A 12,878-nucleotide genomic window follows, 5' to 3' on the forward strand; every position below is an offset into this window, starting at 1 on the left:
GGATAGACAACATGACGATTTGTATATTATTAAATATATAGAGCCATCTGAAGGGAACCAAGGTGCGGAAGGATTCGATGTTGGCTCTGAGCCGGTACGACGCGCCGCCGTACTCTCAGCAATAAACAGTGGTAAACCTACCTTCTCTGGATCTATTCATCTGGTTCAGTCTAACTTTAAAGTCCCCGGGGTACTGCTTTTTATTCCGGTTTATAGCTATGGCTCAAATCCTACCACCCCAGCTGAAAGGCAAGCGTCATTAGTGGGTATTCTCTATTCACCCATCGCAATTGCAGAACTATTAAGTGATATTCCTGAGTTTATGGACGGGCGAGTGGATGTTGAGTTGTTTGACAGTCTCAATGATTTATCTAATAAAACGATGATCTTCGATGCCGATGGTAGCAAATACGCCGATTTCATACCCGATGAAGAGGGTCATGATGGAGCAATAGCCGCCAGAATATTTTACAGTACCAGCATCTTGCCACTACCAGGCCGAGAAATGACACTGCGAATCAGCAGTACCCCGGTGTTTGAAGCACAAATAGAGCGTTATGTCCCTTGGTTGTTATTTGCTTTTGGCCTTTTGCTCAGTTCGGCATTGGCTTTACTTATTCGCCAGCAAATCAGTGGGCGTAATCGGGCAGAAATGCTGGCGCGGAATATGACTGCAGATCTTGAACGTCTGGCTTTAGTGGCCAAGAATACCTCTAACGCCGTCGTTATTACCGATGTAAACCGTAAAGTTGTCTGGGTTAACGAGGGTTTTGAACGTATTACCGGATACAGTCTAGCCGAGGCTTTCGGCAAGTCGCCGGGGAAATTACTGCAATGCAGTAATACAGACCAAGGCGTAGCAAGTGAGATGAAAATTGCGTTAGATGCCGGAGAGCCATTTAAAGGTGAAATAGTCAATCGCGCTAAATCGGGGCAAGAATATTGGATTGAGCTGGAGATTCAACCGCGTTATAACGATAAGAGTGAACTTATCGGCTTTATGGCTATTGAGTCGGATATCAGTGAACGTAAAGCGACTTATCAACGTCTTGAAGCGGCCTTACGTGAAAATAATGCCTTACTCAGCACCCTTAATTTACACGGTATTATCTCTACCGCAGACCGGGATGGGATAATCACGGATGTTAATGACGCATTTTGTACTATCAGTGGTTACAGTCGCGAAGAACTTATAGGGCAGACTTACCGCTTAGTTGATTCTCATACACATTCGACTGATTTTTGGCAATCGATGTGGCATGACATTGCTAATGGGATCTCGTGGCGTGGAGAAATCTGTAATAAAGCTAAAGATGGCTCTTTATATTGGGTCGATACCACGATTGCTCCGTTTAACAATAGTACTGGCCAGATTGAGCGATATATTTCCATTCAAGTTGATATTACAGCCAATAAAAATCAGCAAGCCAATCTGATTATTGCTCGAAATCAATTAGTCAGAGCGGCGGATGTTGCTGAGTTAGGTATTTGGACCTGGAACATTCCAGACGGCACGCTTTCTTTCGATGAGCGGATGAATAATATCTATGGGATCCCTGAAGAGTTACACAATGCCAATATCTCGTTGACGTATTGGTATAGCCTTTTGTATCCAGAGGATATTCCCGACGTTAAAAGTGCAATAAAAGCGGCGTTAGAAAATGAAAGTGTCTATCGCCAGGTTTTCCGTATTGTGGTGAGAAATGAAGTCCACTTTATTCAATCAACTGGAACGGTTGAACGGGATGAAAGTGGCAAAGCAATGTTGATGATGGGGATTAATCGGGATATTACTCAACAACGCGAGGCCGAGAATATCCTGAAAACAGCCAGAGAAGCTGCTGAAGAAGCCAATAAGGCCAAATCTGCATTTTTGGCCAATATGAGTCATGAGCTACGGACCCCGATGAATGCCATCCTTGGCATGCTGACATTGCTGCGTAGAACGGGTCTTGATAGGAAACAAGCTGATTATGCGGTTAAAAGTGAAGCCGCCACGCGTACCTTGCTGCGCTTGCTGAACGATATCCTGGACTTCTCCAAAATCGAATCCGGTAAAATGGAACTGGAATGTATCCCGTTTGATATTCATGTGATGTTGCGTGATTTGGCGGTTATCTTATCGAGCAATCTGAAGGTTAAAAAGGTTGAGGTCTTATTTGATATTGACCCTTCACTACCCCAGTTTGTTGAAGGCGATAGCATGCGACTCCAGCAGATATTAACCAATCTGGGGGGCAATGCGCTGAAGTTCACCGAATTTGGTGAGGTGGTGCTTTTCATCAAAGTTATCACACAGGATAGCCATCACGTTACGTTGCATTTTGGGGTGCGCGATACCGGAATTGGCATTGCACCAGAAAATCAAGAAAGTATTTTTAGTGGTTTTACACAAGCAGAAGCCTCGACAACGCGCCGGTTTGGTGGCACGGGCTTAGGGCTAGTGATAAGCCAGCGCTTTGTTGCACTGATGGGCGGGACACTCACCTTAGAAAGTGAACCGGGTAAAGGGAGCCTATTTCATTTCACCATAACGCTGTCGCTACCTTCTTCTACCAATCTGGTTATTAATAATGAAACACCAAACACTTTGGTAAACAGAGCACAGGCATTGAATAATTTACGAGTCTTGGTTGTTGATGATAATCCGACCGCCTGTGACCTGATCAAACGGATGGGGGAATCACTAAAATGGACCGTTGATGTCGCAACCAGTGGCAATGATGCATTGCAATTGATGCGACAGCAGCATGATAGTGGTATTACCTACGGGGCGCTCTTTATTGACTGGCAAATGCCGGGGTTAGATGGTTGGCAGACCAGTAAATGTGTGCGTGAACTGATGCCAGTAGATAACGGCCCTATGATTGTCATGATAACCGCCCATGATCGCGAAATGTTATTACAGCGCAGCGAAGAAGAGCAGGCATTACTGGATGGTTATTTGGTTAAGCCGATCACCGCATCGATGTTGTTGGATTCAGTGATTGATGCATTAAGCGAACGCAAACAACCTGATGTTGCGAAACCGGCAATAACCGAATCTTTACACCGACTGTCTGGTATAAGGCTATTAATTGTTGAAGATAACTTGAATAACCAGCAAATAGCCCGTGAGTTACTTGAGGATGAGGGAGCAGAGGTCAGTATTGCCAATCATGGCAAAGAGGCAATTGAGATATTAGAACATCATCCGTCTTCATTTGATCTGATATTGATGGATTTACAAATGCCGGTCATGGATGGCTACAATGCGACGAAATATATTCGAAAAAGTCTTGGGTTAAAAAACTTACCGATTATAGCCATGACAGCTAATGCGATGGCCTCTGATCGTGATGCCTGCCTTGCTGCTGGAATGAATGACCATATTGGTAAACCCTTTGACTTGAATAATCTAATACACGTCATACGGAAATACAGTGGGCAAACTGATGTTGCCGCTACGGTTAGCCATATAACGCCTGTTTTGTTATCTGCTGAATTGAAAAATGTCGCGGCAACGGCAGGAATTGACGTTGATACCGCCCTTAATCGATTAGGTGGCGATATTACGCTGTACCAAAAAATGTTATCGCTGCTTAGTGAGGATTTGGCTAATTTCCCTACCCAGTTGGAGACATTATTGACTGAAGGTGACCATCTGTCGGCATCTCGTCTGCTACATACCATCAAAGGGCTTGCCGCACAGCTGGGGGCCACGGGTCTTTCTTTGAGTGCGGGGCAGGGGGAGAAGTTATTTAGCCAGGGCGCGATACCTACGGCAGATACGATTAATCAATTACTGAGCGAGATGCGAAATAAAGTCTCCGTTATACAATCTGGGATAGTGACACTAATCCCAATGCTATCGAAAGATAACACTAATAATGTCGTGGAAGAGGCAGTTGATATAAAACCTATCGAGTTGGAACTGAATCGTTTGATGCTGTTATTACAAAACTCAGATATGGCTGCGTTAGAGTTGATGAATAAATTGATGATGACTTTTGCTAAGCAACTTAATGGACAATTATCTCCCCTAAATGATGCAGTAAACCAACTAGATTTTGCCAACGCTATCAAGTTATGCCAAGCCTTGATGGTTAATCTTCCTACTCAGAGAGATAAGAAGATATGACTATAATCCATTCTTTTTCGCAAGATTTGACCTTGGATCTACCCGGCACGGGGAAGCCCAAGATCCTTATTGTTGATGATCATCCGATAAATATTCAGATGCTCTATCAAGCATTCTCTTCCGATTATCATGTGTGTATGGCCACCAGTGGTAAACAGGCACTCGACGTCTGTATTAGTCAACATCCAGACTTGATTCTACTGGATATTGAAATGCCCGGTATGAATGGTTTTGAGGTTTGTGCCAGACTCAAGGCATCGCCAGACACTCAGGATATTCCTGTTATCTTTGTCACTGCGCATATTGATGAAGAGACCGAAACTCGCTGCTTTAGCGAAGGTGCCGTAGATTTTATCAGTAAACCTATTAACAGGAACACCGTTCGGGCTAGAGTGAAAACACACTTATTGCTTAAAGCTCAATCCGACTTATTACGCCAACTAGTTTATTTAGATGGATTAACCGAAGTACATAACCGGCGTTATTTTGATAAACAGTTAGAATTGGAGTGGAAACTCTCAAATCGTAACCAGACTCCACTTAGCATGATCATGATTGATGTTGATTTTTTCAAAAAATATAATGATTTATATGGGCATCAGGCAGGGGACGATTGTTTGCGGAGTATTGCAAAAGTTATCCGGGAAGCTCTCCGACGCCCTGCGGATTTGGTGGCCCGCTATGGTGGCGAAGAATTTGTTTGTCTGCTCCCCGACACCGAGTTAGCCGGAGCAATGGATATGGCAGAAACTATCAGGCTGCAAATTCTTGAGCAAAAAATTCCACATTCTGGTTCCACAGTTTACCCCTTTGTTAGCATTAGCCTTGGGGTCTGCTGCAAAGAAAATCAAAGCATCGGTATGTCAACTGCACTTCTGCGTCAAACTGACCTGCAATTGTATCAGGCAAAGAAAAATGGCCGGAATCAAACTAGTGGGATGCTCTATCAACTGAACGAGGGGTAAATTAAATATATTCTCGGCATTGGATCAGGCACTTAGTGATTCGGCCTGATTATTTATCCATCTGTATTATTAATCAGAATATCGAAAGCAGTAAGGCAACTGGCAGGCTCAAGGGCCACGTTAATCCGATAAGAGATGATGATAAGCACCTTACTGCTAAGCTCTGATCACGTGTTAGTGGAAAGATGATGAGGGTAGAGACAATAGCCCCAATTCCGTAAATGCAGAGCAGGATAAATCCGGTATTCATGGGGCAATTTTCCTTTTGACCATGTCATTTACTCATTATCGCTGAAAGTGCGTGTATTTTTGCAAGATAATTCAAATTATAGGGCTGCACTATTGTGGGTCTTCTCCAATATTTTAAAAGGGTATAGGATAATGACTTCTCTGAATTGGGGGATTGATGCTCAAGAAAATTCTAAACAGTAAGCTAGCAGGCTATATCGTGGGCGTTTTGATTGCGATTGGTTTTGGCGAAAGCTTCATCACGACTCACGAAGAAGCTGAGAAATTCGCTAAATAATTCATGGGGGGCTACAGCCTCATCTATCAGGGTCTGCTGTTATCAAAGCGTTATCGATCAGGCTGTTCCAGCCGTTTTATGTTGCGCATAAACGTATGATGCAACATATCCTTCTCGGTTCATATCCAGATAATCCGACCACCACTGCATCATCGCTTTACGGGCATTGAGATATTCTGCTTTATGGGGGTAAGCCGCCCGCAGGCTGTTGCGTTCCTGATGACTCATCTGGCGTTCAACCGCATCCTGTGACCACAGACCAGATTCCATCAGGGCACTACAGGCCATGGCATCCGTGGCCAATGGTCCTGATTCGGTTTGATATTTAAGATACCAGAGACGTGAACCACCTGGATTGACCAAAAGGTACAAACCGTGTGAATCGGAAACTTTGACAGGTTTTTCAGAAGGCTTGAGACTGCGGATTTTAGTGTCGTTCACAGACATTGGGTGGTCACTCCATAATCGAACTGAAATGACCCCAAATCAGACCACCAATCTTGCCCGATGCGGAGGGGGAAATGAAAATGCAGCGGGAAGACTTTTCACACTAACTCGTTGAATCTAAATCGTATAAAGATTCGTGAAGAGGCATGAAAACACAAATTTGGCTCCTCTGATTGGGCTAGAACTTTGCTTTAATTACTTGATTTTATTATTTTAAATTGATGGTTCTTGATGACTAATCCCCCAATAAAGCCCCTAAAATATTTGCATGTAATAATTGTGATGGATATCTCATTTTAATGGTGACATTACAGTGAGAGCCCAGTGTTTCTACATAATGGAGAGACTATTCACTTTAGAACTACTATGAGTGTGTGGATGCTTAAACATCCAGTTTACGGTTGGCCAGCCACTCAACCATTGCCGGATCGCGATGAGAGAAGAAGGCACTGGTGGCCGAATCCATTGCAGCTATCTGTGTCATCTCCATCGCACTGAGTTCAAAATCCAGGATGTTGAAATTTTCAATCATGCGTTCCTTGCGAACGGATTTAGCCAGTGAAACGATGCCACGTTGATAGATCCAGCGCAGGACGACCTGGCCGACACTCTTGGCGTATTTCTTGCCAATCTCTGTCAAAATTTGATTCTGAAACAGACCATTGCGGCCTTCAGCAAAAGGTGCCCAAGCCTCAGGCTGGATAGCCCGACTTTTCATCCACGGTACGGCATGAAGTTGTTGGTTAAACGGATTAACCTCGATCTGATTGACTGCGGGGGGAATGGTGTTAAACGCCATCAGATCCGCGAGGCGGTCGGGATGAAAATTACTGACGCCAATCGCGCGGATTTTGTCGGCAGCAAGCAACTCTTCCATTGCACGCCACGCGCCATGGACGTCACCGTAGGGCTGGTGAATCAGATACAAATCAACGTAATCAAGCTGTAGACGATTCAGTGATCGCTCAAATTGTGCTTTTGCACCTGCATAGTTGGTGTCTTGCAACCAGAGTTTGGTGGTGACAAAGAGTTCATTGCGTGCAATGCCGCTTTGCTTCAGGGCATTACCCACCTGTGTTTCATTCTGGTAAGAGGCGGCAGTATCTATTAGACGATATCCGGTCTCTATGGCATCAATAACAGCCCGCTCGCATTCGGCGGGGTCTGTCATCTGAAAAACACCAAATCCCAGCAACGGCATTTGAATACCGTTATTCAATGTTACCGTGTTCATGGTCTTGTCCTGTACTTATGTATTTGTTCCAAGAAGGATAGCGCACGCGCTGTAATAAGATTAGATGTTATAATCTGCATGCCTTTATTAGTTGGACTAATAAATAGAATGGAAAACTACAATGATCTGGCCACGTTCGCACTAGTCGCCAAAGAGCGTAGCTTCACCCGGGCAGCAGCGAAGCTGGGTGTCTCTCAGTCAGCCCTGAGTCAGACTATCAGGGTGCTTGAAGATAAACTGGGCTTGCGGTTACTTACTCGCACAACGCGTAGCGTTTCTCCCACAGAAGTTGGAGAACAAATTCTTAATCTGCTTTCGCCGCGACTTGAGGAAATTGAAACCGAAATCGCGCGGCTAAAAGCACAGAAGGAACGCCCGGCAGGCACTCTTCGCATAACTGCGGGGGAACACCCAGCGGTGTATATCGTTCAGCCTGCGCTGTCAGCGTTTCTGGCGGAATACCCTGATATTCGTGTCGAACTGATGGTCGATTACGGGCTGTCAGATATTGTGTCGGAGCGCTATGACGCCGGTGTCCGGCTAGGAGAGCAGATAGCCAAGGATATGATCGCGGTACGCATCAGCCCGGATATTCGCATGGTTGTCGTCGGCTCACCGGATTACTTTTCTACCCATCCAGTGCCGCAGCATCCTCAGGAACTGACTCAACATAATTGTATTAGTATTCGGTTACCGACCTATGGTGGCATCTTCCCCTGGGAATTTGAAAAAGAGGGAAGGGAAATTAAAGTTCGGGTGGATGGGCAGTTAGTTTTTAATAATATAGCCTTACGGCTCAATGCCGCACTGTGCGGTATCGGTCTTGCCTACATACCCGAGGATATTGTTAGCGAGCATATTGCAGCCGGACGGTTAATCACCGTTCTGCAAGATTGGTGTCCGTTTATTGCGGGTTACCACCTTTACTATCCTAATCGGCAGCATACTTCCCCTGCGTTTACGTTGCTGTTGAATGCGCTCCGCTATAAGCAATAGTGGAGTCACCAACGACTCCACGATTTATTTATCACTGAAGATTTTTATCTTTCAGGAATTTTGAAACCAGATCGGCGATTTCAACGTTATTCAAATCAGAGAAGGGGAAATGAGTATTTCCTTTAATGCCGATTTCCGGCAGATGGATAACCGCCACGTCTCCGCCATGTTTATTCACTACATCCCGCCATTGACGCGCAACAGCCAACCGGGCGCGCCAGCTATCTTGTGCAGGCAAGGCCGTCGGTTTATCCGGGATATTGTCGCCGTAGATAATCAGCACAGGAATTTTAGTCAGTGCCATAAACTGATCCAGGGGCACCGATTCCCCTTTTACGGTATCAAAGGCGTTCTTGGTTGGCGGCGGGACTTCGCCTTGTGGAAAGACAAAGCTGCTGCCAGGTTCAAACGCGACTATCCCTTTTACGTTGGCATTCTTCATCGCCGTAAACCAGCCGGGGCCACCCCCCTGAGAGTGGGTAAACAGAATGGCCGGGCCGGATTTATCCACGACGGCTGACATGGCATCCGCAATCACATTGATATCAAAGGGGCCGGTGTTGGGGGTCATCTGACGGTAGTACTGGTTTAATGTCTCTTTATCGTGGGAGAACTGTACGCCCTCGAAGAAATCAGGCCAGACACCCAGACGGAACTGATTAAACCATAGTTGCTCATCGGCAACCGGTTTGACGGTTCCCTCCACCATACTGCGACCGGCGTTCCCCCGACGTGGTTGATCAACCAGATAGGTCGAGAAACCACGGCGCAAGAAGATGTTCTGAAAACCCTCGCGGCCGTCCGGTGTGCTTTCCCATGTTCTGGCGGACTGTCCAGCACCGTGCAGCATCACAATGGGATATTTGTGTGGGTTCTGTGGGATCTGATAAAACACAGAGGCGTGATCGCCATGATAGGTCTGGCCTGTCGGATCCAGCGGTTTTTTCGCATCAAACTGCCCTGGTGTCGTAACGACAGCGCCACCTGCGGCAAAACTTCCCTGAGACTGGATAACCAAGGGGGGGATGGGGGCAGCAAAGGCAGATTGAGAAACCAATCCGCCAACCAACATACAGGCGGTGAGTGTTTTCAGTAAGGTTTTCAAGATATTTTCCTCATGTCATCGCGGATAACTGAATCATAGAGAGATTTTCACAAATGACTATGCTGGTAAAACGAATGAGTTAATAAGCAGGGCTAATTAACGGATAGGCTTTTTGCATCTGATATCAATAATATTTTTGAGCTCAGTGTATTTCACTCGTCTGCCGTCCATTAATATCTCAGTGCAGCCCTGTTTCAGCGAAAATGCAAAAGCTGTATTTCATTATTGTGGGTATTGGTCGTCAGTGACTTTTTCCATCCACGTCACGGTGTTACCGTCCTGTGATTCTGAAACAGCAATATGCACCATCGGCTCTGCTGCGGATGCGCCATGCCAGTGTTTGACACCCGGCGGGATCCAGACCACATCGCCGGTTTTGATTGGCTGGGCCGATCTCTCCCATTCCTGTACCCAACCCGTGCCGGAAGAGACGATGAGTGTCTGTCCAAGGGGATGCGTGTGCCAGGCTGTTCGTGCTCCGGCTTCAAATGAGACGGTTCCCCCAGAAATTCGGGCCGGGGCAGAGCCTTTAAACCGTGAGTCAACCTTGGCCGTGCCGGTAAAGTACTCTGGAGCACCCAACGTCGTGGGTTGTGAGCCCGCAGGGTTGACGGTCACTGCCTCCTGCGTTGCGGCAATAGCCTGCGTACCGGGCAGTAAAAGCGCCGCCAGTGTGATAAGGAATATTTTCATATCTATTCAATTCTTTAACCAGAGAAATACCCATTAATCCATTGCAGAAAAAAACTATTTCCCTTCTTTAAACACTTCTTTTGCAATGGATATCGCTGTTACTGCCGTTGGCCACCCTGAATAGAAAGCAAGCTGGGTGATGGTTTCGACCAACTCTTCCTCAGTGACACCGTTCTGGCGAGCCAGACGCAGATGAGAACGCAACTGGTCAGGACGATCCATCGCCACCAGAGCACTGACGGTCACCAGGCTCCGATCACGTTTTGAGAGCTGTGGCCGTTCCCAGATATCGGCATACAGGACATCGTCAGTGAGTTGCGCCATCTTGGGGGCGATATCCCCCATCAATTGTTGCGCCCGAGACGGTTTTTCTGTTTTATTTTTCGCCGCATTCTGCGCGTGAGCAAAGGTGGCCATTGAACCGGCAAAGGTAAGAGCGGTGCAGAGCAGGTACTGCTGAATCTTGTTTTTCATCATCCATTTCCTTTGTTATCGGCACGATTAAAGATGGGAGGGTTATGTCGGTGACGATAACGTGAGTTTACCGAATGCTTCATGTCACCAGGCTGACCGCTGCCTGACAAGTTTGTCAGAATCGGTGCTGAAGCTATTTTCACCAAAGGAAAGGGAGGTTTTTGCGATAAGCGAAGCTCTATGACAACGTGAATATCGAGTGAATACAGGTTGTGCGGTGGTTTATTACCCCTTAAGCAAAGCGAGTTAAGCCATTATTAGACGTTTTTAATTTTAACCTGCTCTGCGATGCCAAACCTCACATAGTGATGTGCCTCTTCTTCAGCGAATTCACTGTTTATGGCGAGCGTCAGGCCGAAGGTATTGATCCCATTCTGGCTACTGGCAAACACATCACCACGATGCATGATCGCCACCGCCCTGACGATGGAAAGTCCGAGTCCATGATGTGTATCACTGCGTGTACGGGAAGAATCAGCACGATAAAAACGTTCAAACAAACGTTTCAGGTGCTCATCGGTGATGGGATCGCCCATGTTGGCGACCGCGATGGAGGCCAGATTATTCTCTCTGCCGATCGTCACCTTCACGCTGGTACCAGGAACAGCATGTCGGGCGCTGTTTTCCAGTAAATTCGCCAGAGAGCGGTGGAAAAGTCGCCGATCAATGCGTGCCGTGAGATCCCCCTCGACATGAATAGACAGGTTTTTTTCAGCGAATGACGGCTCCACATACTCCGTGGTCTTGTAGGTCTCTTCACGAAGAGACACGTCAGTTAACTGGGTTGCATGCTCCCCGGCTTGAGCATGGGAGAGGAACAGCATGTCGTTGACGATAGAGGTCATTCTCTCGAGTTCTTCCAGATTGGACTCCAGCAACTCCTCGAGTTCATGTGTTTCGCGTTGCCGTGACAGACCGAGTTGCGTTTGCCCCATCAGATTGGTCAGCGGGGTTCTCAGTTCATGGGCCACATCGGCGTTAAAACTTTCAAGCTGCCGCCAGGCGATTTCCTGCCGTTCGAGTACGCCATTGAATGCCACGGCCAGCTTTTGCAGTTCATCCGGCAGCGTTGAGGTATCCAGACGCTGCCCGTGATTTCCCGGTGCGAGGTGATGGGCCTGAGCGCTGAGTTTGTTGACAGGGCGCATGCCTATTCTGGCAATCACAAACCCCAACTGGGCCACTAATAAAACACCGATTGCGCTGATGAAGATCAGTGTACGGGTAAATTCATTCAGGGTGCCCATATACGGTGTGGAGTCGATAGCCACTACATAGCGCAGAGCGGGGCGCTCCCCTTGGGCAGGAATTTCCGACATCAATAAAAACAGCGAGCATGACTCTTCTGTGGCACCGGGAACTTTGCTGAATCCTTTGCTCAGCGAAGCCCAGGTTACCCCGCTAGGTGGCGGGCCACCCACCTGAAGCCGGGGATCCTCACTGAGGATCCAATACTGTACGCGGCCCCCCTCAGCCGTGGCCAAATCGGTAAATTTGGTCGTCAGCGTTTGCCAGCCGTCCAGCGTGGTGCGGGAGAGGATCCAGGGTGCCATCAGCGACTCCCTGAACTGCAATTCGTTATGCATCTGCTTTTGCAATGAATCATGCAGGGAGCTTCGCAGCACAATACCCAGAACTGAAACGATCAGTATGGAGGCCAAGGCAAACATCAGCGCCAATCGTCCAGAGATAGAACGCTTAATCATGATAACTCTCTCTATTTAGCCTGGCGTTCGGGGCGGGTTTCAAGGACATATCCCATGCCTCGTACCGTATGCAGCAGTTTGACCGGGTAGGGTGCATCAATTTTCGCCCTCAGGCGTTTTATCGCGACCTCAACCACATTGGCATCGCTGTCAAAATTCATGTCCCAGACCTGCTCTGCAATCATCATTTTTGACAGGATCTCTCCCTGATGTCTGGCTAACAGGCTTAACAGGGCGAACTCTTTTGCGGTCAGTTCAAGACGTTCACCGGCTCTTGTGACACGCCTTGCCAGCAGGTCCAGATGCAGATCGTTAATGTGCAATTGAGTGACATCTACGCCATCACTCGGACGCCGCCGCAACAACGCCTGGATACGGGCAACCAGTTCAATCAGCGAAAAAGGTTTAGGCAGATAGTCGTCTGCACCCTGACGCAGACCCTTGACACGTTCATCAACCGAACCGCGAGCAGATAACATCAGCACCGGGGTTTGCTTGCTGGCGCGAAGACCTTCCAGAACACTATATGGAAACGCATTTACAACAGTAAAGCTACTCCGTGAATGATAAATGGGCGTGTAAGTATTTCCAGGCCGCGAATATTGAGAAGCT

The 12,878-nt window shown here is 47.2% G+C and carries 9 protein-coding genes and 3 pseudogenes; 3 read left to right on the forward strand and 9 right to left on the reverse strand.

Annotation, left to right across the window (positions count from 1 at the left end; genetic code table 11):
* Both V1952_RS07930 and V1952_RS07935 read left to right on the forward strand, forming a co-directional pair.
* Positions 1–4,120: response regulator (locus tag V1952_RS07930; RefSeq protein WP_420074584.1), on the forward strand; the 4,120-nt coding region annotated here is incomplete at its 5' end.
* Positions 4,117–5,085 carry a diguanylate cyclase gene (locus V1952_RS07935; RefSeq protein ID WP_420074585.1) on the forward strand — a complete coding sequence of 323 codons (969 nt, stop codon included), beginning with the start codon at positions 4,117–4,119 and terminating at the stop codon, positions 5,083–5,085. The genes V1952_RS07930 and V1952_RS07935, both read left to right, overlap by 4 nt.
* A gap of 73 nt (positions 5,086–5,158) precedes the next feature.
* Here the strand turns inward: V1952_RS07935 and V1952_RS07940 are convergent, their stop codons facing one another.
* The 4 genes and pseudogenes from V1952_RS07940 to V1952_RS07955 all read right to left on the reverse strand — a co-directional run bounded on the left by V1952_RS07940 (position 5,159) and on the right by V1952_RS07955 (position 7,292).
* Positions 5,159–5,335: a GhoT/OrtT family toxin gene (locus V1952_RS07940; RefSeq protein WP_372558534.1), complete on the reverse strand. Its 177-nt coding sequence runs from the start codon at positions 5,333–5,335 to the stop codon at positions 5,159–5,161.
* A 333-nt stretch (positions 5,336–5,668) separates the two neighbouring features.
* Positions 5,669–5,902, reverse strand: a pseudogene (locus V1952_RS07945) (integrase); the annotation flags it as partial.
* Between the two features lie 30 nt (positions 5,903–5,932).
* Positions 5,933–6,058: pseudogene (locus V1952_RS07950) on the reverse strand (Arm DNA-binding domain-containing protein); the annotation flags it as partial.
* A 382-nt stretch (positions 6,059–6,440) separates the two neighbouring features.
* A complete protein-coding gene (locus tag V1952_RS07955) occupies positions 6,441–7,292 on the reverse strand; it encodes an aldo/keto reductase (RefSeq protein ID WP_420070773.1) in 852 nt (283 codons plus the stop codon).
* A 108-nt stretch (positions 7,293–7,400) separates the two neighbouring features.
* Here V1952_RS07955 and V1952_RS07960 point away from each other — a divergent pair, with 108 nt between their 5' ends.
* On the forward strand, positions 7,401–8,288 hold the full coding sequence (locus V1952_RS07960; protein WP_420070772.1) for a LysR family transcriptional regulator: 888 nt from the start codon (positions 7,401–7,403) through the stop codon (positions 8,286–8,288).
* A 31-nt stretch (positions 8,289–8,319) separates the two neighbouring features.
* Here V1952_RS07960 and V1952_RS07965 read toward each other — a convergent pair whose 3' ends face one another.
* From V1952_RS07965 to V1952_RS07985, 5 genes and pseudogenes are all read right to left on the reverse strand, one after another.
* Positions 8,320–9,393 carry an alpha/beta hydrolase gene (locus V1952_RS07965; RefSeq protein ID WP_420074586.1) on the reverse strand — a complete coding sequence of 358 codons (1,074 nt, stop codon included), beginning with the start codon at positions 9,391–9,393 and terminating at the stop codon, positions 8,320–8,322.
* A 222-nt stretch (positions 9,394–9,615) separates the two neighbouring features.
* Positions 9,616–10,086 (reverse strand): (R)-mandelonitrile lyase, encoded by a 471-nt coding sequence (locus V1952_RS07970; RefSeq protein WP_420074587.1) that lies wholly within the window; start codon positions 10,084–10,086, stop codon positions 9,616–9,618.
* Between the two features lie 54 nt (positions 10,087–10,140).
* Complete coding sequence (locus V1952_RS07975) at positions 10,141–10,563, reverse strand: carboxymuconolactone decarboxylase family protein (RefSeq protein WP_420070769.1); 423 nt, start codon at positions 10,561–10,563, stop codon at positions 10,141–10,143.
* A gap of 254 nt (positions 10,564–10,817) precedes the next feature.
* Positions 10,818–12,266 carry a heavy metal sensor histidine kinase gene (locus V1952_RS07980; protein WP_420074588.1) on the reverse strand — a complete coding sequence of 483 codons (1,449 nt, stop codon included), beginning with the start codon at positions 12,264–12,266 and terminating at the stop codon, positions 10,818–10,820.
* A gap of 11 nt (positions 12,267–12,277) precedes the next feature.
* Positions 12,278–12,793: pseudogene (locus V1952_RS07985) on the reverse strand (winged helix-turn-helix domain-containing protein); the annotation flags it as partial.
* Positions 12,794–12,878 lie beyond the last annotated feature (85 nt).

Source organism: Yersinia sp. 2542 StPb PI (assembly GCF_048593855.1).
Taxonomy (GTDB): Bacteria; Pseudomonadota; Gammaproteobacteria; order Enterobacterales; family Enterobacteriaceae; genus Yersinia; species Yersinia enterocolitica_E.